Source organism: Prodigiosinella aquatilis, from assembly GCA_030388725.1.
Classification (GTDB): Bacteria; Pseudomonadota; Gammaproteobacteria; order Enterobacterales; family Enterobacteriaceae; genus Prodigiosinella; species Prodigiosinella aquatilis.
In genome coordinates this window covers 3653593-3674559 of sequence record CP128857.1, presented here as the reverse complement: position 1 = coordinate 3674559, position 20967 = coordinate 3653593, and the positions used below count along the sequence as shown (strand labels likewise).

Annotated in this window: 25 protein-coding genes, 1 tRNA gene and 2 pseudogenes; 8 read left to right on the top strand and 20 right to left on the bottom strand. The window is 47.7% G+C overall.

Annotation, left to right across the window (positions count from 1 at the left end; all coding sequences use genetic code 11):
- Positions 1-37: 37 nt before the first annotated feature.
- Positions 38-826, top strand: a complete 789-nt coding sequence (locus PCO85_17090) for an endonuclease/exonuclease/phosphatase family protein (GenBank protein ID WJV52904.1) — start codon at positions 38-40, stop codon at positions 824-826.
- 118 nt (positions 827-944) lie between these two features.
- Here the strand turns inward: PCO85_17090 and mltD are convergent, their stop codons facing one another.
- Positions 945-2312 carry a murein transglycosylase D gene (gene mltD, locus PCO85_17085; protein WJV52903.1) on the bottom strand — a complete coding sequence of 456 codons (1368 nt, stop codon included), beginning with the start codon at positions 2310-2312 and terminating at the stop codon, positions 945-947.
- Between the two features lie 70 nt (positions 2313-2382).
- The gene (gene gloB / locus PCO85_17080; GenBank protein WJV52902.1) at positions 2383-3138 is read right to left on the bottom strand and encodes a hydroxyacylglutathione hydrolase; all 756 of its coding nucleotides are present in this window, start codon (positions 3136-3138) and stop codon (positions 2383-2385) included.
- A gap of 43 nt (positions 3139-3181) precedes the next feature.
- On the opposite strand from gloB, the gene PCO85_17075 reads away from it, so the two are divergent.
- Positions 3182-3895 carry a methyltransferase domain-containing protein gene (locus PCO85_17075; protein WJV52901.1) on the top strand — a complete coding sequence of 238 codons (714 nt, stop codon included), beginning with the start codon at positions 3182-3184 and terminating at the stop codon, positions 3893-3895.
- Between the two features lie 7 nt (positions 3896-3902).
- On the opposite strand, the pseudogene rnhA reads toward PCO85_17075, so the two are convergent.
- Positions 3903-4395: pseudogene (rnhA, locus tag PCO85_17070) on the bottom strand (ribonuclease HI).
- Between the two features lie 34 nt (positions 4396-4429).
- Here rnhA and dnaQ point away from each other — a divergent pair.
- A complete protein-coding gene (gene dnaQ / locus PCO85_17065; GenBank protein ID WJV52900.1) occupies positions 4430-5164 on the top strand; it encodes a DNA polymerase III subunit epsilon in 735 nt (244 codons plus the stop codon).
- 128 nt (positions 5165-5292) lie between these two features.
- Positions 5293-5369 (top strand) — tRNA-Asp (locus PCO85_17060).
- Positions 5370-5862: 493 nt separating this feature from the next.
- Here PCO85_17060 and PCO85_17055 read toward each other — a convergent pair.
- On the bottom strand, positions 5863-6087 hold the full coding sequence (locus PCO85_17055; GenBank protein ID WJV52899.1) for a hypothetical protein: 225 nt from the start codon (positions 6085-6087) through the stop codon (positions 5863-5865).
- A 65-nt stretch (positions 6088-6152) separates the two neighbouring features.
- Between PCO85_17055 and PCO85_17050 the strand changes: the two genes are divergently transcribed.
- Entirely contained in the window at positions 6153-6509 is a 357-nt protein-coding gene (locus PCO85_17050; protein WJV52898.1) for a hypothetical protein, read from the top strand.
- Here the strand turns inward: PCO85_17050 and PCO85_17045 are convergent.
- The 7 genes and pseudogenes from PCO85_17045 to PCO85_17015 all read right to left on the bottom strand — a co-directional run bounded on the left by PCO85_17045 (position 6481) and on the right by PCO85_17015 (position 11233).
- Positions 6481-7043, bottom strand: a pseudogene (locus PCO85_17045) (isochorismatase family protein). The gene PCO85_17050 and the pseudogene PCO85_17045 overlap by 29 nt on opposite strands.
- Positions 7044-7562: 519 nt before the next feature.
- Entirely contained in the window at positions 7563-8357 is a 795-nt protein-coding gene (gene speD / locus PCO85_17040; GenBank protein WJV52897.1) for an adenosylmethionine decarboxylase, read from the bottom strand.
- Between the two features lie 30 nt (positions 8358-8387).
- On the bottom strand, positions 8388-9251 hold the full coding sequence (speE, locus tag PCO85_17035) for a polyamine aminopropyltransferase (protein ID WJV52896.1): 864 nt from the start codon (positions 9249-9251) through the stop codon (positions 8388-8390).
- Between the two features lie 109 nt (positions 9252-9360).
- Positions 9361-9708 carry a YacC family pilotin-like protein gene (locus PCO85_17030; GenBank protein ID WJV52895.1) on the bottom strand — a complete coding sequence of 116 codons (348 nt, stop codon included), beginning with the start codon at positions 9706-9708 and terminating at the stop codon, positions 9361-9363.
- Between the two features lie 156 nt (positions 9709-9864).
- Positions 9865-10257, bottom strand: coding sequence for a hypothetical protein (locus PCO85_17025; GenBank protein WJV52894.1), 393 nt, complete (start codon positions 10255-10257; stop codon positions 9865-9867).
- A gap of 51 nt (positions 10258-10308) precedes the next feature.
- Positions 10309-10638, bottom strand: a complete 330-nt coding sequence (locus PCO85_17020; GenBank protein WJV52893.1) for a hypothetical protein — start codon at positions 10636-10638, stop codon at positions 10309-10311.
- A 166-nt stretch (positions 10639-10804) separates the two neighbouring features.
- Entirely contained in the window at positions 10805-11233 is a 429-nt protein-coding gene (locus PCO85_17015) for a GNAT family N-acetyltransferase (protein WJV52892.1), read from the bottom strand.
- 150 nt (positions 11234-11383) lie between these two features.
- Between PCO85_17015 and hpt the strand changes: the two genes are divergently transcribed.
- The gene (hpt, locus tag PCO85_17010) at positions 11384-11911 is read left to right on the top strand and encodes a hypoxanthine phosphoribosyltransferase (protein WJV56121.1); all 528 of its coding nucleotides are present in this window, start codon (positions 11384-11386) and stop codon (positions 11909-11911) included.
- Positions 11912-12002: 91 nt separating this feature from the next.
- Here hpt and can read toward each other — a convergent pair whose 3' ends face one another.
- Positions 12003-12644 carry a carbonate dehydratase gene (gene can, locus PCO85_17005; protein ID WJV52891.1) on the bottom strand — a complete coding sequence of 214 codons (642 nt, stop codon included), beginning with the start codon at positions 12642-12644 and terminating at the stop codon, positions 12003-12005.
- 113 nt (positions 12645-12757) lie between these two features.
- Here can and PCO85_17000 point away from each other — a divergent pair, with 113 nt between their 5' ends.
- Positions 12758-13681: an ABC transporter ATP-binding protein gene (locus PCO85_17000; GenBank protein WJV52890.1), complete on the top strand. Its 924-nt coding sequence runs from the start codon at positions 12758-12760 to the stop codon at positions 13679-13681.
- The gene (locus tag PCO85_16995; protein ID WJV52889.1) at positions 13678-14448 is read left to right on the top strand and encodes an ABC transporter permease; all 771 of its coding nucleotides are present in this window, start codon (positions 13678-13680) and stop codon (positions 14446-14448) included. The genes PCO85_17000 and PCO85_16995 overlap by 4 nt, the downstream gene beginning before the upstream one ends.
- Before the next feature lie 48 nt (positions 14449-14496).
- Here PCO85_16995 and panD read toward each other — a convergent pair whose 3' ends face one another.
- The 8 genes from panD to sfsA all read right to left on the bottom strand — a co-directional run bounded on the left by panD (position 14497) and on the right by sfsA (position 20961).
- Positions 14497-14877: an aspartate 1-decarboxylase gene (panD, locus tag PCO85_16990; protein WJV52888.1), complete on the bottom strand. Its 381-nt coding sequence runs from the start codon at positions 14875-14877 to the stop codon at positions 14497-14499.
- A gap of 25 nt (positions 14878-14902) precedes the next feature.
- Positions 14903-15757 carry a pantoate--beta-alanine ligase gene (gene panC, locus PCO85_16985; protein WJV52887.1) on the bottom strand — a complete coding sequence of 285 codons (855 nt, stop codon included), beginning with the start codon at positions 15755-15757 and terminating at the stop codon, positions 14903-14905.
- Between the two features lie 15 nt (positions 15758-15772).
- Positions 15773-16567 (bottom strand): 3-methyl-2-oxobutanoate hydroxymethyltransferase, encoded by a 795-nt coding sequence (panB, locus tag PCO85_16980; GenBank protein ID WJV52886.1) that lies wholly within the window; start codon positions 16565-16567, stop codon positions 15773-15775.
- A 105-nt stretch (positions 16568-16672) separates the two neighbouring features.
- Positions 16673-17170, bottom strand: a complete 498-nt coding sequence (folK, locus tag PCO85_16975) for a 2-amino-4-hydroxy-6-hydroxymethyldihydropteridine diphosphokinase (protein ID WJV52885.1) — start codon at positions 17168-17170, stop codon at positions 16673-16675.
- Positions 17170-18570, bottom strand: coding sequence for a polynucleotide adenylyltransferase PcnB (gene pcnB / locus PCO85_16970; GenBank protein WJV56120.1), 1401 nt, complete (start codon positions 18568-18570; stop codon positions 17170-17172). The genes folK and pcnB overlap by 1 nt, the downstream gene beginning before the upstream one ends.
- Before the next feature lie 66 nt (positions 18571-18636).
- Positions 18637-19545 (bottom strand): tRNA glutamyl-Q(34) synthetase GluQRS, encoded by a 909-nt coding sequence (gluQRS, locus tag PCO85_16965; GenBank protein WJV52884.1) that lies wholly within the window; start codon positions 19543-19545, stop codon positions 18637-18639.
- Between the two features lie 66 nt (positions 19546-19611).
- The gene (gene dksA, locus PCO85_16960; protein WJV52883.1) at positions 19612-20067 is read right to left on the bottom strand and encodes an RNA polymerase-binding protein DksA; all 456 of its coding nucleotides are present in this window, start codon (positions 20065-20067) and stop codon (positions 19612-19614) included.
- 171 nt (positions 20068-20238) lie between these two features.
- On the bottom strand, positions 20239-20961 hold the full coding sequence (gene sfsA / locus PCO85_16955) for a DNA/RNA nuclease SfsA (GenBank protein WJV52882.1): 723 nt from the start codon (positions 20959-20961) through the stop codon (positions 20239-20241).
- Between the last annotated feature and the right edge of the window lie 6 nt (positions 20962-20967).

Genomic DNA, 20967 nt, shown 5'->3' with positions numbered 1-20967 from the left:
CCTTATTCAATAAAGAAAATATGAAAGCAGGCAATACGTGCGAAAAAAAACTTATGCGATGAGATACGTTGCGGGGCAGCCAGCAGAGCAGATTTTTCAGCCAGTGGCTATGCAGTCTATGAAACAATCTTCATCCTCTGGTTTATTGCTGCCAGAAAAAGATATCTTGCGTGTCATGGTATGGAACATTTTTAAACAGCAACGTATGGATTGGTTATCAGTGCTACAGGGTTTCGGTAGTAATACGCAGCTTATGTTGCTACAGGAAGCTCAAAGTACACCAGAGCTTATCCGTTTTGCGACCACTAATTATCTGTCTGCTGATCAAGTCCCTGCGTTTGCACTTCCTCAATATCCATCCGGTGTTATGACATTGTCGGCTGTTCAGCCAATGTACTGTTGTCCATTGCGTGAACGTGAACCATTGCTTCGCTTATCTAAATCGGCGTTAGTAACGGTTTACTCACTACATGGTGGGTATAAATTGATGGTGGTGAATATCCATGCGATAAATTTTAGTTTTGGGGTGGAAATCTATAGCAAACAATTGGAGGCGATTGGTGACCAATTGGGTTGTCACAACGGACCTGTAATTATGGCTGGCGATTTTAATACCTGGAGTCAGCCAAGGATGAATGCATTGTACCGATTCGCTACGCGGATGGGATTGATGGAAGTGTGTTTTTCTGATGACTATCGACGCCGGTCATTTGGGCGTCCTTTGGACTTTGTCTTCTACCGTGATTTGGATGTGGCTGCTTCGTCAGTATTGGTGACTAAAGCTTCGGATCACAATCCTTTGTTGGTTGAGTTTGAATTAGTTTGAGTTGTGTGATGAAAAAAGACCACCAAAAAAAATGAACTGCACCCTTACTCGTTACTCGTTGGGTGTCCAACTTTTGGGGTGCAGTTCATTTTAGCGGTCTTTTTGTAACAACCAAGTATCAGGAGTCTGGTGATGATTCGTTGCTGACATAAAGTGTCAGTCGATCACCGGGTTGAAGATTGGTGTTTTTATTAATGACTGTGTTCCAGCGCATAACATCCGCAATATCTACGCCATGGCGTTTAGCAATACTGGTAAGCGAGTCACCTTTGCGAACACGATAGACGATAGAACGATTTTTACTTGCCTCTGAAACTTTGGCAATCTGCAACGTTTGGCCTGCCTTTAGCATACTTCCGCGTAAATTGTTCCAGTTTCGCAGATCTTTCGTACTGACATTCAATCTTTTAGCGATGGTGGATAAGGTATCGCCTGAGCGAACTTTATACTCTACATCGCGGATTGCCTGAGCGACCTGTGCCGGTTGCATTGCCGAAATATCATTTTCAGCCAGTGAGTCTTTCAACTGCTCGGCATGAGACTTTGGTACCATAATGTAATGCGGACCGTTGGGTGCAGTGACATTTTTCTTATACCCCGCATTATAAGTTTTCAGCTTGCTTACGGACAGCCCTGCCAATTCGGCAGCTTGTGTCAGTTCCATCTGTTGGCCTAAATCCACCCGTGCTAATGCTCGGTTTTCATTGGCTTTAGGCAGAACAACACCATACTTTTTACTGTGTTTAAATATGTCGCTCAAGGCCAACATCTTTGGGATATATATGGACGTTTCACGAGGTAACGCTAACGCCCAGTAGTCTGTTGGAAGACCTTTCGCTTTATTCCTCTTTATCGCCTGCATAACACGTCCTTCGCCACTGTTATAAGCGGCGATGGTTAACAACCAATCACCGTCAAACATGCGGTTCAGGCGCTGCATCATGTCTAAGGCAGCGGTTGTGGATGCGACAACATCACGACGTCCGTCATACCACTGGTTTTGTTTCAAACCATAATTACGTCCCGTGCCAGGAATAATCTGCCATAGCCCTACAGCATTGGCAGAAGATCTGGCATTTGGGTTAAAAGCGCTCTCCACTATGGGTAGTAGTACCAGTTCCATCGGCATATTACGTTCTTTAATCTGCCCGACTATCCAGTACATGTACGGCTCTGCCCGTAATGTTACATCGTGGAGATAGCTCTTATTCTTTAAGTAACGCCTTTTTTGCTCGCGGATCCGGGCATTATCCGGAACCTTCATCTTCAGCTCGGTACTAATGAAGTTCCACAAATCTTTTTGCGCCAAGGTGTTATCATCCAACCATAGCGCTTGGGTCTCTCGACCATCTGTGTATTGTCCTGCTTCATCTTGACTTGCTGAAGACAAACTCTGTCCATGCTGTTTGGGTTGCGATGTGTCATAAGACGTACCCTGGCAACCCGCCAACAAGACTGAGGCGATGATTATCGCTTTAGCCTTCATATGTGTGTCAATAGTTGTCTAAAAGATAGGCGATCATACTTTGATTGGTCGTCCAGCACAATAAAAACCTTCAATAGTGGTCTTTCAAGTCACGTAATTGAGCAAAAATCTGCCAATCCTCGATGATATCTGTATTAATTGACAATTTTCTTTGTAAATCAATGTCATGATAACGTAAAAAAAGATTAATTGTGCGTTCTAACTTTAATGTAGTGGGGACAGTTGAGTATCCTTTTCCCCTCACTTGCCTGACTTTAATGAGATAATCCTTAATAGCGATGTCCTCAGGCCATAGCTGATGAGCAAACTCTAGATTTGACAAGGTATATTCATGAGCACAACAAATTAGAGTGTCATCAGGTAAAAGCATTATTTTATTAATAGATTCAAACATCTGCTTAGGCGTACCTTCAAATATACGTCCACATCCCGCTGAAAATAACGTATCACCACAGAACAGATATGGATGGGTGTAATACGCAACATGGCCCAATGTGTGACCTGGGACGGAAAAAACAGAAAAATTCGAACCTAACGCTGAAATTGTGTCGCCTGACTGAATTGTATGTGTTATCCCGCACTGCTCAGTTTCCTGAGGTCCATAAATAATTATTTCAGGATATCGCTTCGCCAACTGCTTTACCCCGCCTACATGGTCATTATGGTGGTGGGTCAATAGAATGGCTTTAGGAGATAACTGATATTTTGCAAGTGCCTCAATAACAGGGGAAGCTTCTCCTGGATCAACAATGGCACACTGTTTTTCTTTGTTGCTTAATAACCAAATGTAGTTGTCCCTAAATGCAGGAACACTGATAAGATTCATGGCACATCCTCTTTTGCTGTTAGCCTGAGGAAGATACTAGAATATGAAGCCAGCACAAACATCTCATGCAATTATAGCTCCGGACTCATGGGACGCCATCCCATGGGGAGATTACTATCGTGAAGCGCTGGATATGGCGCTAGTGCCATGGTGGCCAAGGCTGTTTGGTTTTCATTTGCTGAAGATAGGTCAGCTTAGTACGGCGATAGAAAGCAACGACTGTACTATTCCTCATCAGGTCAATGTGACGATGAATAATACGTCGGCACATGTTATTGCCACGCCGAGTCAACTCCCGTTTGTCGAAAAGTCGGTAGATGCCTGTTTATTGGCGCATATCCTTGAATACTCTTCAGATCCGCACAGTGTTCTGCGAGAAGTCGATCGTATATTGATTAATGACGGTTGGATCATCATCAGCGGGTTTAATCCGGTGAGCCTGGTGGGATTGGGTAAAGTCGTGCCTGGGCTTCGTAAGCGGCAACCCTATTGCAGCAGAATGTTTAGCCAGATGCGTATTATGGATTGGCTGAGTCTATTGAATTATGAAATTGTCTATCGTGCCAGTCTGCATGTATTGCCGTGGCGACAGCAGGGGAAAGGACGATGGGATAATAACCTGCCGCTGCTGGGGTGTATTAACCTGATTGTGGCACGTAAGCGGACTATCCCGCTAACGCTGATGCCGACACGGACGCCTTTAAGAAAATCATCACTGAGCCGCCCGCTGGGGGTTACAAAAAGTTACCGCAGCTAACCACAAATCAATCAGGCTGATAGCCAACATCATCTAGTGTCGGCATGTTGGCTGCCTGACGTGCGAGTTCATCGCAACGTTCATTTTCAGGATGGCCTGCATGCCCTTTTACCCACTCCCATTGTAGTTTATGGTGTTGGATGGCCTCATCCAGCCGTTGCCAGAGATCGATGTTTTTCACCGGTTTTTTATCGGCGGTTTTCCATCCTCGTTTTTTCCAGTTGTGGATCCAGTTGGTAATTCCTTGTCTTACATATTGACTATCGGTGCTCAAAGTCACTTCACAAGGCGACGTTAGTGTTTCCAGCGCGGCAATGGCCGCCATCAATTCCATACGGTTGTTGGTGGTCATACGGTAGCCTGCACTCAGCGTTTTTTCATGGTGTTTATAACGCAGTAATGTGCCATAGCCGCCTGGGCCTGGATTTCCCAGGCAGGAACCATCGGTGAAAATTTCTACCTGTTTAAGCATCTCTTTTCTCTGGTAGACTCTTGTCCATGAACAAAAACATGAGTCTGACATAAACGAAAACAATGAGCACTGTAATTACGCGACAAATCGTTCTGGATACTGAAACCACGGGTATGAACAAACTGGGGGTTCACTATGAAGGACATCGTATTATCGAGATTGGGGCGGTAGAGGTGATTAACCGGCGTCTTACCGGGCGTCATTTTCATGTCTACACCCGGCCTGATCGTTTGGTCGATCCGGAAGCCTATAACATTCATGGCATTAGTGATGAGTTCCTGGCAAATAAACCCAGTTATGCCGATGTCACTGATGATTTTCTGGCGTTTATCCGCGGAGCTGAGCTGGTCATTCATAATGCGATGTTTGATATCGGTTTTATGGATTATGAATTCCGCATGTTGAACCGCAATATTCCCAAAACAGAAACGTTTTGTAAGATTACTGATAGCCTGTTGATGGCGCGCAAGCTATTCCCCGGCAAGCGCAATAATCTGGATGCCTTATGTGACCGTTATCTGATAGATAACAGTAAACGAACGCTGCATGGCGCATTACTTGATGCCGAAATTTTGGCTGAAGTTTATCTGGCCATGACGGGTGGACAAACGTCGTTGTCGTTTTCAATGGAAGGAGAAAGTCAACGACAAGGGGATGCAAGCGAAGCCATCCAGAGAATCGCAAGACCTACGTCGTCGTTAAGCGTGGTTTATGCCAATGCGGAAGAGCTACAGGCGCATGAAAAACGATTGGATTTGATTGTGAAAAAAGGTGGCAGCTGTTTATGGCGGAATTAACAGCCAGCTCTGGAATAAAATCGTCACTCTGCTGAAATTCCAAGCAAATAGAATAGGTTGGTTATAAAAACCATTGACGTAATAGTATCATCATCATTAATATTCCACCCGCTCTGAGAGCATAGTGCGGTGCGGTAGTTCAGTCGGTTAGAATACCGGCCTGTCACGCCGGGGGTCGCGGGTTCGAATCCCGTCCGCACCGCCATTTCAATCCAAAGCTGGGCATGTAGATTTCCGCTGAAAACGGCGAAAAGTGTGCAAAGCAGTCCCACCTTCAATTCCATGATGCGTACTTCGGTCTCTGTGACCTCGGCCCGTGCCTTGGATCTTTCGGATATGAAGAGTATCAAACAGGCTGTCTCGCAGATATCGGCTCTAAAGGTGATGGTTGATATCCTGATCAATAACGATGTGATGTGGTTTGAGAACAGTGCATAGGCTTGTGACGAACTCGATGTGCTAACCGTGATCAATCCCGCTGTGACCGGAACATTCTTTCTTACTCTGGGCCGGCATCCGCTGATGGAGTTTTCGGATGTACCGGATACCATAACCATTACCTATCTTTTCTTGTAATCAGGGAAGTGGCTATTCTTTGGTGAAGTAACTATGCGCCAAGAGGGAAGCTGCCTGTTAAACGCCTATGATACCTTATTGCCGACGCTAACAATTTGTACGCTTATCCGGAGCAGGTTCGACTATAACGGATCGGGGTGACTGATCTTGTCCCGGTGTGTCAGGGCTAAAATAGCCACGATCGCCGCAGTGATATCTGAAGCAGCGCCGATGCTGAGCGCCCAGCGCGGCCCGAATTGATTGGCGACCCATCCGACGATCGGCGCTCCAATCGGTGCGCTGGGTGAATACCAGCCAATCCTGGGCTGTGCGCTGCACCCATGTGCCAACGTTGGAGACAAAGGCACCTGCTGCTCAGGCTCGATAGTTGAAACCGCGCAGGGGCCGCAACAGGCCTGCAGGGGGAGACGTCATGGACGCTTCGGCTGATTGTCGTCATCGAATCGGCCAAAGTGCCGAGCGGAAAAAACGCTATCAGGAAAATGCCTGCGCCGTAGGTGATGGTGTCACTCGTGTTTCCCAATCCAAAGTCACCGACCTAGCAGACGAGGACGTAGCCGACGGCGAGATTGAAAATAGCCCAAAGTATGTTGACGGTCGACGAGGAGAGCCCTTGCCCCGGTGGTTGTGCGAAAGGGCTCTGGAACGGCCGACCCATCATGCCGCTGATGAAATGTGGTACGGCGTTCGCCAGAAATGCGCCGCCAAAGAAGTACGACATGAGAAAAAGCCAAGGCATATCAGACGCTCTTTGCCGGCAGGAGATTGATGATGTCCTGGCTTGTGCCTGTCTCTCCAAGCCGTGGGAAGACATGGCGGATGCTGAAATCATGGACCTCGGGTCGCATATCGGCCATGGCGTCAATGGCGAGAGTCACGTTGAACCCTTGCTCATAGGCCTGGCGTGCCGTTGACTCGACGCCGACGCCGGTTGCCACGCCGGCGATCACCACCTGGGTGACGTTGCGCGCTTTGAGCAAAGCGTCGAGATCTGTGCTGGCGAAGGCACCCCAGGTCCGCTTGGTCACCACGATGTCGCTGGGTTGCTGATTGAGTTCCGGGATCAGATCGCTCCAGTCTTCAGGAAGAGATGTTGCTCGGCGAGGCTGCTCAGTGCGCCCGGGGCGGCACCGGCGACATTGACGAGCACGACCGGCAAGCCGGCCTCGCGAAATGCGTCGGCCAGCGCTCGCGCCCGCCCGATGAGGTTGTCGATGGCCTGAATGCCGGGCAGGCTGATAATGCCTTTCTGAAGGTCGATGATAATCAGGGCGGTGATGGGGTCAAGCGTGGTCAAAGCCATGAGGTTGTCCTCTAGAAAATAAAAAGGGTTCTTATCAGTAATCTTTAGTATTTGGCTCTTGTGAACCTTTTTCAGTCGTCGACAAGCCGCCTGAGCAGTTCGACAGCCTTCGCAAGCTCATCCTGCTCCTGCGGCGAAAGGTGCGTCTGGATTGCACGGGTGAGCCAGTCCTGGCGCGCTGCACGTCCTTCTGCGATCCATTTGCAGCAACCATCCGTAAGCGAGAGAAGCGTCTGTCGCCCGTCCGTTGGATCCGACCTGTCGCGCACAAAATCAGCTCCAATGCCGAGATCACCGTGCTCATTGATTGAGCCACGTCTGATGGCGGTCCATCATGTAAGCACGCGACGCATGTCGGCACTCACGCGGTTGCCGACATGCGTCAGTGTGAACTCAGATGGGAAAGTTTGGCTGTACCTCATTTGGTCGTTCACCGGCGATGCTAACTTCCCATCAAGAGCATTCGCTTCTCTGTGCCATTTATCGCTACAGAAGGAAGAGTCCTTGGGCTGGTGGCTGCTAAACGATTGGCAGATTCCTGCCGTAATAAATGTCCTGCATCTCTCGATACAGTAAATCGGTAATTCTTTTTCGCTCTGTGGATGTTAACGCATCTGGGCTGGCGTTAAACAAATAGTGTTTCAGATCGAAATCCTTTAGCAGCATCTTGGTGTGAAAAATGTTTTCCTGGTAAACATTAACATCCATCAAGTGATACAGCGATTTCATGTTTTCGGACATAAAATTCTGTATTGAATTAATTTTATGGTCAATGAAATGTTTAACGCCGTTGATGTCACGGGTGAATCCACGCACACGATAATCGATAGTGACAATATCGGATTCCAGTTGATGGATTAGATAGTTGAGCGCTTTGAGTGGAGAAATTATGCCACAGGTGGAAACTTCAATATCGGCACGGAAAGTACACAACCCACCTTCCGGATGGCTTTCTGGGTAGGTGTGCACGCAGATATGACTTTTGTCCAGATGAGCGACCACTGAATTGGGCAATGGGCCTGGATGTTCGGAGGTATCTACATCCCGTGGGTCCATTGGCTCTTCGCTAACGAGAATGGTTACGCTAGCTCCCTGCGGTTCGTAGTCTTGACGGGCGATATTCAGAATATTCGCACCGATAATTGAACAGGTTTCGGTCAAGATTTCTGTCAGACGGTTTGCATTATATTGCTCATCAATGTAAGCAATATATCCATCACGGTCATCTGGCGTTTTGGCATAACAGATATCATAGATACAAAAACTCAGGCTTTTGGTCAGATTGTTAAAGCCGTGTAGTTTCAGCTTTTGCAATTTAAGTCACCCCCTTATGGATGCAGGACATCAGCGGGAAGCTGATAATGCATTCAGTAAATATTGTGGCAGAGCAAAACTGCCGATATGGATTGCCGGATTGTAATAACGGCATTCAATTTCTGCGCTAGCAAAACGATGCTGTAGTTTATCCAGGCTGATTTGCCGTAAGTCTGGATCATTACAGGCCCAGGCAAACGTCATGATTCCCCCGTAATAGGTTGGAACTGCGGCCTGATAAAAGCTGACATCACTGAAATAGTGACTTAGCTTTTTATGACTGTTCACTGCTTCTTCCTGTTGCAGGAAACAGACCCCATTCTGTGCTACAAAAATGCCGCCTTCATTCAGACAACGGGCGCAGCCCTGATAAAAATCCGAGGTAAACAGACTTTCACCGGGACCAATCGGGTCGGTACAGTCGGATATAATCACATCAAATTTTTCGTGACACTGTTTCACGAAATTCACGCCATCATCAATGATTAGCCGAAAACGGGGGTCATTGTACGCGCCAGCGTTGTGTTGTGGCAGATACTGACGACAAAATGCTACAACGCTTGCATCAATTTCGACCATAGTGATCTGCTCAACGTCGCGATGACGGCATATTTCACGCAACATAGCGCCATCCCCTCCGCCAATAATCAGAACTCGTTTGGCGTTGCCGTGTGCAAGTAACGGGACATGGGTGAGCATTTCGTGATAGATAAACTCATCACGTTCTGTGGTTTGTACCACGCCATCCAGCGCCATCATTCGGCCCAGCGCGGCATTTTCAAAGATGATCAAATCCTGATGGTCGGTTTTTTCATGATAAAGCACATGGTCGATAGAAAAATACTGACCGAAGTTGGCATGTAGTGTTTCATACCAAATTTCTTTCTGGGACATGTTAGGGCTTCCTCCGCGATAACAGCCATGAAAATTGGCGCGCTATAATAGCCAACTATCAAGGTGCTTGCACGGTCGAATTTCATGCAATGTAAAGGCAGAGGCTCAATTACTGTGTATTGACGAGTAAACTGAGCGAATTGCGAGCAAGTGCCTGGCATTTTTTTGGCGTAGGAATAGCGATGCCACTGAGGTCGCGATAGCTCGCTTCTCCCAGTTCGATCATGTTGTACGTATTATAATTATCGAGATTCCAGTGATTTTGCTGGGCAAAAACCACCAGTGCCCGACGGATCTGATCGTTGGGTAAGTTATGATAACCACAGTTATTTTTCAGATATACAAAGATAGCCGTAAGATCAGCCAGATCCTCCGCTTCAAATTCGTTGAGTGCTTTACTGGCGGATGAAAAGCTAAAAAGACCGATCAGAAGTAGCACCAGTGCCGAATTTTTCATGTTTCAACCTGTTTCAGATACCGTCAGATGACGTTATCACAGTTATTCCGCATGGTTTCAAACTTATTCTGACATATAGCCGATAAAAAGCGGGTGAACATAGCGGTGAAGTATGGCAAATATCGAAACGACATATTTCGGCTGCCATGATGGAGATTAGAGCCCTGCTGGTTTGGGAACTTCGATATATTCACCATTAATGGTGCGTTTGTAGTAAGTACCATCTTTGACATAAAAACGTTCGCCATTGATGTCCAGTACCGTCAGACCACCGTGTGAAAGGGCATTGGCAGCGGGTGGTGGTGTTACGATTATATAGCGTCCATGCTCTTGCTGATAAAAAATGCCGTTCAGGACATAATAAGTTAACCCGGCAATCAACACGGTTTCCACTCCTGGGGGCAAATGGTCAACATAGACACCCGGCTCATGACGGTGTGCCGGTATTGGTGCCTGGCCTGGTCCGCCAGGCCCAGGTGCCGCAATCACTACTGCGGGTGGTAATAGATTGAGTATGAATATAACGAGTAGTGCTGCTGACGTTTTCATAACAAGTATTCCAGTTAACCGCGGCCAAGTTCAATTATCTTAGACCCTGAATTATTTTCCTGATTTTTCTTCCCTAGGTTTCTGTGGTAACGGCGGAATTTCCCTTACGCTGATATTGACTTCATAGGTTTTTCCCTGGACCTGGGGAACATTTGTCATCAGCTTGTTCAGTGCTTGTACGGGATCATTGGTTTGCAGCGAAGCTTGATATAGTGCTGGCATTGGCGGTTGAAATGGGGGAAATGGTGGGTGTCCTTCACCGTTTTCAGTAGCAAATGGTGGCTGATGTTCCGGATAGGCCGCCGCCCCGGGTATTGCGGCAATCAGGGAAAAGCAGGTGACGAACATAGCCGTGCCACAAATTTTGGATAATGTTTTCATAATGCGCCTCTCATGTTGTATAGGCATATGAAAAACGTTGTATCGCCATGGTGCAATGTGCTTTACGCACTTTTATTCGGTGATAACGATATCCTGATGATCTTGTAAAAACGCTGTTATTTTCACCATTGTGCTTGCGTTATCCCTACATGGGTTATTAATTATCTCACTCCATGAATTGGTTTGCCGAGCTGACCCAGGCACTGGTATGTTTTTCAAAACCGATTTTGGGGTAGTAACCGACAGCCTGTGGGGCGGCCAACAGTACGATTTTGCACTGTGGACTTAATTGTCGGGCCGTTTCCTTGATTAGCCGTTTACCAATACCATGATGCTGAATGTTTTCATCGACGGCCAAATCGGAAAGGTAACAGCAGTAACAAAAGTCTGTCACGCTGCGAGCTATACCAACCAGCTCATCGTTATGCCAAGCTGAAATCAATAAGTCTGCTTGAGCCAGCATTCCTTCCAGAACCGTTCGATTTGTCAGTGGCCGACGTGGACCTAACGTTGTTTTCGCCAGAAGTGCAGTGAATTGGTCAATGGTGAGTGGTACATTGATTTTATAGGTAATTTCAGTATGTGATTGGTTCATGAAAACGTCCTTGAGAGAATAGGGTGGCTTTAGCCTTTCTGTTATACTCCACGCCCAGACTTTTATGGTCCGCACTGGTTGCGTATCAACCTTGGCGTATCGCCCGGTGGGTGATGCTGAATATTTTTGACTCAATGAGCTGTTAGTATGATGAAACATACGGTGGAAGTCATGATTTCCGAACAGGAAATCAAAGCACGGGTTGCCGAGCTGGGCCGCCAAATTAGCGAGCACTACTGGAATAGCGGTAGTGCAATGGTTTTGGTCGGGTTACTGCGTGGTTCTTTCATTTTTATGGCGGATTTATGCCGGTCAATTGAGGTCTCTCATGAGGTGGATTTCATGACTGCATCCAGTTACGGTAATAGTATGAATTCCTCTCGCGATGTGAAAATCCTTAAAGATCTGGATGAGGACATTCGTGGTAAAGATGTATTGATCGTTGAAGATATTATCGATTCTGGCAATACTCTCAGTCGGGTTCGTGAAATTCTGCAATTACGTGAGCCTAAATCACTGGCGATTTGTACCCTGTTGGATAAACCTGAGCGCAGGGAAGTGAATGTACCGGTTGAGTGGGTGGGCTTCTCAATTCCTGATGAGTTCGTGGTTGGTTATGGCATTGATTTTGCTCAGCATTATCGTCATTTGCCTTTCATCGGTAAGATTGTGTCGTAATAGTCAGGTACAGATGACCTGGTGGAATATCCGGCACAAGTGATCAGGCGGCGTAAATAACGCCCATCAACAAAATGATGGGTGTGCTGTATTATACCAAGGAGGAAATTGCGCGACGATAACGCTGTTCCAGTGTTTCCCGGCTAGTGGCTGTTACTTCCAAATCGCGTAATCTGCCATCCTGAATACCGTAAACCCAGCCATGAATCATGACTTTTTGGCTTCGTTTCCAGGCGGACTGCATGATAGTGGAGTGTCCGAGGTTATAAACTTGCTCAATCACATTGATTTCACACAATTTATCGAAGCGTTGCTCGGGAGGAAGTTCACCCAACAGTGAGCTATGCTTATACCATAGATCCCGAATATGCAGTAGCCAGTTATCGATTAAGCCCAACTCAGGGTTTTCTACCGCTGCTTCTACGCCTCCGCAACCGTAGTGACCACAAATGATGATGTGCTCGACTTCCAGTACTTCTACGGCATATTGCACGACGGAAAGACAGTTCAAGTCAGTATGAATAACCAGATTGGCTACATTGCGGTGAACAAACAGTTCTCCCGGTTCAAGCCTGGTCAGGCTTTCTGCCGGAACGCGACTGTCTGAACAACCAATCCATAAAAAGCGTGGACGTTGTGTTAACGCCAATCGTTCAAAGTAGCCAGGATCCTCTTCCACTATTTTTTCGGACCAGTGCTGGTTGTTGGCGATAATCGTTTCAATCGTTTTCATGAAAGTAAATGACCTGTAACAACAAAGGACTGAGCAAGGTAATATAGAGCAACCAATACTGTTTTAACATCGAAAATTGAAGCACTCACTGATAATAAGGTACGTTTTTTCTTATGACATATGCACTGGAATTGTCGGCGTTAACCAAGACCTATTCAGGTGGAGTCAAGGCACTGAGAGGGATTGATTTGTGCGTAGAAGCTGGGGATTTCTACGCTCTGCTGGGGCCGAATGGGGCCGGGAAATCTACCATCATCGGTATCATCAGTTCGTTGGTCAATAAAACCTCCGGCAAAGTTAAGGTATTTGGTTATGACCTTAATCAGGATATTGTGAATGCCAAACGGCAGTTGGGGCTGGTGCCGCAGGAATTTAACTTCAACCCGTTTGAAACGGTATTACAGATCGTCATTAATCAAGCCGGATACTATGGTGTCCCGCGCAAGACGGCCATGGAACGGTCAGAGAAATATCTCAACCAGCTTGACCTGTGGGGAAAGCGTAATGAGCGCGCTCGGATGCTCTCCGGTGGGATGAAACGCCGTCTGATGATCGCCCGTGCGCTGATGCATGAACCCAAACTATTGATTCTGGATGAGCCCACCGCCGGGGTAGATATTGAGCTACGTCGCTCCATGTGGGGTTTTTTGAAAGAACTGAACGGGCAGGGCACTACCATCATTCTTACTACTCATTATCTGGAAGAAGCCGAAATGCTATGCCGTAATATCGGCATTATTCAGAATGGGCAATTGATCGAGAACACGTCAATGAAGCAATTGCTGGCGCAACTGAAGTCTGAAACCTTCATCTTTGATCTGGCAGCGAAAAGCGCGTTACCCCGGCTGGAAGGATATAAACATCAGTTGGTGGATACCTCCACACTTGAGGTGGATGTGATGCGTGAGCAAGGACTGAATGGTATTTTCAGTCAGCTTAGCGCACAGGGCATCCAGATTCTAAGTATGCGTAATAAAGCTAATCGGCTAGAAGAACTGTTTGTCGCCCTGGTAAATGATAACGGAGATCAAGCATGAATGGTTTGTATTGGGTGGCGTTGCAGAGTATCTGGATAAAAGAAGTGACTCGTTTTGCCCGTATTTGGGTACAAACGCTGGTACCGCCGGTTATCACCATGACGCTCTATTTCATTATTTTCGGTAATTTGATTGGTTCCCGTATCGGTGATATGGGTGGCTTTGGCTATATGCAATTTATTGTTCCCGGATTAATCATGATGTCGGTGATTACCAATGCTTACGCCAACGTTGCGTCTTCTTTTTTTAGCGCTAAATTTCAGCGCAATATTGAAGAGTTGCTGGTTGCACCGGTACCAACGCATATCATTATCATCGGGTACATTGGTGGTGGCATTGCTCGTGGTGTCTGTGTCGGGATGCTGGTAACCGTAGTTTCGCTGTTTTTTGTACCACTGCAGGTTCATGCCTGGTGGATGATTGTGGTCACCTTGTTATTAACCGCTATGCTGTTTTCACTGGCTGGGTTGTTAAATGCGGTCTTTGCTAAAACCTTTGATGACATCAGCCTTATTCCAACGTTTGTGCTGACACCGCTGACTTACCTCGGTGGGGTTTTCTACTCACTGACATTATTATCTCCATTTTGGCAGGCTGTCTCAAAACTGAATCCGATTGTTTATATGATCAGCGGTTTCCGATATGGCTTTTTGGGTATTAATGATGTGCCACTGGTGCTGACCATGACAGTATTGGTCGCTTTTATTGCGATTTTTTATTTGTTGGTATGGTGGCTGATTGAACGCGGACGTGGTCTTCGCACCTGAAGAATCAATAGTATCGAGAAGGCGGTGTTGCACCGCCTTTTTTACATATCAGGCGACTTGTACCGGAATGGATTTCGCTTTGCGTTGTAGCTCATTATTACCAGCGAAGTAGGCTACTTTCGGATGGTGTTCATGAGCTTGTTCATCAGGCATCTGAACGTAGGAGCAAATAATCAGTTTATCGCCAACGCAGGCGCAACGGGCGGCTGCCCCGTTCACCGAAATGATGTGTGATCCGCGTTCGGCAGCAATCGCATAGGTGGAGAAACGCTGACCGTTATCCACATTGTAAATATCAATCGCTTCATATTCGAGAATGCCCGCAGCATCCATAAAGTCCTGATCAATGGCACAGGAGCCTTCGTAGTGTAAGTCTGCCTGAGTGACTTTCACCCGGTGCAGTTTACCTTGCAGCATGGTACGTATCATCGGTTTATCATCCTGGTATATAAATTCATGCAGTTAAATCAACCTGCTGGTTATCAATCAGGCGCGCTTTACCAAGCCAGGCGGCCATTAGTACCACCGCTCGGGTGCTGTCGCTCGTCAACGGTTGCAACGTGTCAGCATCACGAACAAACAGCTCATCAGGTGTAAACCCTGCATCGCGCAGCGATGCTTCCGCCTGGGTGAGCATGTCGTCTATCCGCCGGTCGCCATTTGATAGTTGCTCCACAATGGAGAGCATGATCTGGTGGATTCTGGGGGCAACCTGGCGATCTTCTGCATTGAGATAACCATTGCGTGAACTCAATGCCAGCCCGTCTTTGGCCCGAACTATAGGAACTCCGACGATGTTAATGTCGTAACCCATGTCTTCCGCCATCCGACGGATAAGTGCTAACTGTTGATAGTCTTTTTCCCCAAAGCAGGCAATATCGGGTTGAACCAGATTAAATAGCTTGCTGACCACGGTTGCCACACCACGAAAATGCCCTGGCCGGCTGGCACCTTCAAGTATATGGGAAAGTGTTGGAACCTCAACAAAGGTTTGCTGTTCCAGCCCATTGGGATAGATGATGTCTGGAGAGGGGGCAAAAACCAGGTCAACCCCGCGCTGGGTCAGCTTTTCGCAATCCTCTTGCAAGGTTCGCGGGTAATGGGATAAATCGTCAGGTCGTTCAAACTGTAGCGGGTTGACAAAAATGCTGGTCACAACGATGTCGGCTCGTGCTTTGGCTTCATCCACCAGTGCCATGTGACCATCATGCAGATTGCCCATGGTTGGCACCAGGGCAATACGTTTACCTTCTTGCCGCCAGCGACGAATTTCGCGGTGCAGCATGAGAGGTGTTTCAATAATCAGCACTCCAATTCTCCTGCGTTAATGGAAGGTATGTTGATCTTCGGGATAGATCCCTTGCTCAACTTCCTGCACATAAAGGCGTACGGCGGCGCGGATATTCCCACTCTGGGCGAGAAAGTTTTTGGCAAATTTGGGCGTTTGTTCACCAGTGATGCCAAGCGCATCGTGCATCACCAGAATCTGTCCATCGGTAACGTTACCTGCTCCAATACCAATCACCGGGATAGACAACGCTTCGGTAACGCATTTTGCCAGTGATACTGGCACGCATTCGAGTACCAGCAGTTGTGCTCCAGCCTGTTCCAGATTCAGTGCATCTTCCAGCAGGCGATTTGCTGTCACTTCTTCGCGACCCTGAACCTTATAGCCGCCAAAAACGTTTACTGACTGAGGCGTCAGGCCTAAATGTCCACAAACCGGCACAGCACGTTCAGTCAGCATACGCACTGTGGGCACCAGCCAACTACCGCCTTCCAGCTTGACCATATTGGCACCAGCGCGCATCAGTTCGGCGGCTTGCAGACAGGCCTGTTCCGGGGTGGCGCAGCTCATGAACGGCATATCGGATAATAGCAGGCAGTGTGGTGCTCCACGGCGTACACAGCGGGTATGGTAGACGATATCCTCTATTGTTACGGGGAGTGTAGAGTCGTGCCCCTGCAAGGTCATACCAAGAGAATCGCCAACCAACATAACCTGTACGCCTTGTTCAAAGAAAAGCCGGGAAAAACTAGCGTCATAGGCTGTAATTGAAGCAAATTTTTTTTGTTCCAGCTTCCACTGGCGTAAATGGGATAGGGTAGTCGCTTTCATGACAACTTTCCTGAGTCAATGTAGATAACACTTAAAGGAGAAACATTCTAATGGAAGCTGACAATGAGCGGTAGCGTTGCGGTTTTACTTTGAAAAAGAGAGTAACTAAGGAGTATTGGGGATGGGCCACAACATCAAACCATTGCGGGGAACTTGTTTTAGCTGTTCCGCCAGTGAGCTTCCATCCGGGAAAACAAGTTCAGGCGCGATTTCCGCCAGAGGATAGAGCATGAACTCACGGTTTTTCATATCGTAATGCGGTACGGTCAGGCGTTCGGTATTGATGATTGCATCACCAAATAGCAGGATGTCGAGATCCAGTGTCCGTGGTCCCCAGCGTTGGGCTTTACGCACCCTCCCTTGTTCCTGCTCGATACGCTGGGTGTGATCCAGCAGGCATTCAGCCGTGAGATGAGTGTCCAGTTCAGCCACCGCATTGAGGTAATCAGGCTGATCTTGTGGCCCCAGTGGACGAGAGCGATAAAAAGAAGAACAGCATACCAGTCTGGTTTGCGGAACGGCATCCAATGCCGCCAGCGCGGCACTGACTTGCTGCAAAGGGTGAGTCAAATTGCTGCCCAGCGCCAGGTAAACTCGTGGCATCAGGATTTTCCCGGAGCAGCGGGTCGTTTGCGTGGGCGGCGTGAACGACGGTGTGGCGTCGGGCCGTCATCCAGTGAATTGAGCATCACTTGCTGACGCGGAGGTGGCGCTACCTGAAATTCTCCCCACCACTGCGTTAGACGCTGTAATTCCGGGTGATGTTCAATGTCAGCACGAAGAGCGAGCAGATCATAGGCAGCACGGAATTTGGGATGCTCCATCAACTTGTAAGCCCGTTTCCCCTGACGACGAGACAGTCGTAACTGTAATTGCCAGATATCGCGGATTAACGACGTGATGCGTTTCGGGATTGACAATGAACGACACTGTTCATCCAGCACATCGTTCATTGCCAGTGCGAAAGCCTCAAAATAAGCCAAACCACTTTCTTGTGTCAGTTTCTGCGCATGTTCAATCAACGGATACCACAACATGGCGGAAAACAGGAACGCAGGATTGACGCGCATATCGTTCTGAATGCGTTGGTCGGTATTTTTCAGTACCTGAACGATCATCCGTTCCAGATTAGTTTGACCTTCCTCGGTGAAATGGCTGCTGATGAGGGGAAATAGAGGCTGGAACAGTTGATACTGACACAACATCACGTAAGTGGGGTAACCATAGCCAGCTTGCAATAGTTTCAGTGACTCTTCAAACATCCGTGCTGAGGGAATGTCATGCAGTAATGCTGCCAGCCGTGGAATCGGTTCTGCGGTTTCCGGGCTGAGCTTCATGTTCAGTTTGGCGGCAAAACGCACAGCACGTAGCATTCGCACCGGATCTTCGCGGTAACGGGTTTCCGGTTCACCAATCATACGGATAATCCCCTGACGTAAATCACTCAGGCCATTGGTGTAGTCACGTACTGTAAAATCAGAAATGCTGTAGTAGAGGCTATTGATGGAGAAATCACGCCGTTGAGCGTCTTCTTCAATGGTGCCGAAAATATTGTCACGCAGCAGCATTCCATTCTGGTCTCGCTGCGCGGCATTTTTTATCTGCGGTTCCCCGTTTTGTTCATGATGGCCGCGAAACGTAGCGACTTCGATCACTTCAGATCCAAACATCACATGAGCGAGACGAAAACGGCGGCCAACCAGCCGACAATTACGGAATAGTTTACGTACCTGTTCTGGTGTGGCATTGGTGGTGATATCAAAGTCTTTGGGTTTTTTACCCAGAAGCAGGTCACGTACACCACCACCGACCAGATAAGCCTCATAGCCCGCTTTGTTCAAGCGATAAAGTACCTTCAGTGCATTTTCACTAATGTCACGGCGTGAAATAGTGTGCTGGTCACGCGGGATTACCGTCAGCGGTTGGGGCTCTGTGCCTGACTCAGTCATTTCGTTTTCACGATTCAGTACTTTACGGCAAAAATTAGCTACTCGGGTAAAAATAATACACCTCGATAGTGATGAAGAATTAACAGTACAATAAAAATAGCGGCTAATCATAGCTCACCCTCAGCCCTTTGAGAATGCTGATGTGATTTTCGGCGCAGGAATGATCGCTTTTGAGGGTACTGAAGATAACGACCAGTGCGCAATAGCCCATGTTAGCAGCATGGTTAGACTGAGATCCCGCCAGCATTCAGGCAACGGCTGGCATAGAAATGCCAGCGCTTGTATTAAAATTTGACGGGGATCGCCGTTCGGGAGTGGAGGCGCGTGGTTCTGTTTGGATAATTTATCGCCAAATGCATTCAGTACCAGTGGTAAATGCACATACGATGGCGATGCATAACCGAATTGCCGATAAAGCGTTAGCTGGTGTACTGTCGGCTCAATCAAGTCTGCACCACGTACAATCTCGGTGATACCCTGTTGGTGATCATCCACGACAACCGCTAGATTATAGGCAAACAGCCCATCCCGCCGATGAATGATAAAGTCTTCACCAGCCACTGCTGGGTCGGTATGGATTTCACCGCGCAACTGGTCGTAAAAACTGAATATAGGTGACGTTTGCCGCAGCCTTAGCGCGGCATTATCGGCGCCCCGGTTAAGTGTGTAGCAATAGCCATCGTAGTGACCGCCAATCTGCTGAATGCGTTGACGGGGGCAGGTACAGTAATAACACAGACCTTGTTGCTTTAGTTGATGCAAGGCAGAGAGGTAAAGGTCATAACGTTGGGATTGGTAAACCACTGAACCATCCCACAGCAGACCATAATGCTCTAGTTGCTTAAGAATACGGTTGGCTGAGCCAGGCACTTCACGTGGGGGATCGATATCTTCAATTCGTACCAACCACTGTCCATGGTTTGCACGCGCTTGTAGATAGCTGCCCAGAGCGGCAACCAAAGAACCGAAATGTAAATCGCCAGACGGGGATGGAGCAAAACGTCCGACATAATACTGCCTTTCGGACATACTTATGTTGCATTTAGACATGTATTGAAATGAAGCGGGAAAGCATTTGCTTTCCCGCTTGGCGAATTACCCTGCCATCTGTTTTTCGCGTATTTCTGCCAATGTTTTGCAGTCAATACACAGGTCGGCAGTAGGACGGGCCTCAAGACGGCGAATACCAATCTCTACACCACAGGACTCACAATAACCAAAGTCCTCGTCTTCAATTTTCTGTAATGTCTTCGCGATTTTTTTGATCAGTTTACGTTCACGATCGCGGTTGCGCAGCTCAAGGCTAAATTCTTCTTCCTGAGCGGCACGATCCACTGGATCGGGAAAGTTGGCGGCCTCATCTTGCATGTGCGATACGGTTCGATCCACTTCATCCCTAAGTTGGTTGCGCCATGCTTCAAGAATACGCCTGAAATGAGACAGCTGAGCGTCGTTCATGTATTCTTCGCCCGGCTTCTCCTGGTACGGCTCCACTCCGGCAATTGCGAGAATGCTCAGAGAGGATGTCTTACGGTTTTGCCCTTCTTGCATGTTGCTTCTCCTACATAACACGACACGCACTATCGCTCCCCATGAGGGGAAAAAACAGGCCGCTATAAATAACAGATGGATGTTAGGTTGGCAATGATTCCTGACACTGGCCTGATAAAGTGTGAGGAATGACGTATTCCTGCTAGATGATACATAACGTACAACAGGGCGTCAGCTTGTGGTTATCACGTTATTGAACAACGGTAGCCGATGTCCCCAGATAATACCATTGGGAGATATATATGCACCGTAACACAAAATTTCAACCCCCTGACGCTGTGCCTGAACGAATAATTCGGCATATCGCTGGTCGATATGTCGAGCTGGGGAAACCTGAGTGATTGCCGAGTGCAGCACAGCAAAAAACAGAACTGCCCGTTGGCCGTTGGCCACTACGTATTGCAGCTCGCGCAGATGCTTTTGCCCACGCAGTGTTACCGTATCGGGAAAGTAACCACATCCTTGTTGCAATAACGTGACAGATTTAACTTCAATATAGCAGTTAATTTTTGCGGGTGCTTTTAATAACAGGTCGATCCGGCTGTTTTCCGAGCCATAACGAACTTCTCTTTTCACCGTGCTGTAACCACTAAGTTCGGGTATCTGATTAGCCAATAACGCTTCATGTACTAGCGTATTGGCACGTAATGTATTGATACAGATCCAGTCTCCCTGTTGTGTTTCTGTCAATTCCCAGGTGTGGGGATATTTGCGCTTGTGATTATTGGAAGTGGAATACCAGACGGTATCACCAGGTGTGGCGCATCCGGTCATGGCACCTGTATTGGGACAATGCAGCGTCAATTCCTTACCATCGGTGGTGATCACATCGGCAAGAAAGCGTTTGTAACGTTTAATCAGTCTTGCTGGTTGCAGGCGGGGCGAGTAGTCCATTTGTAG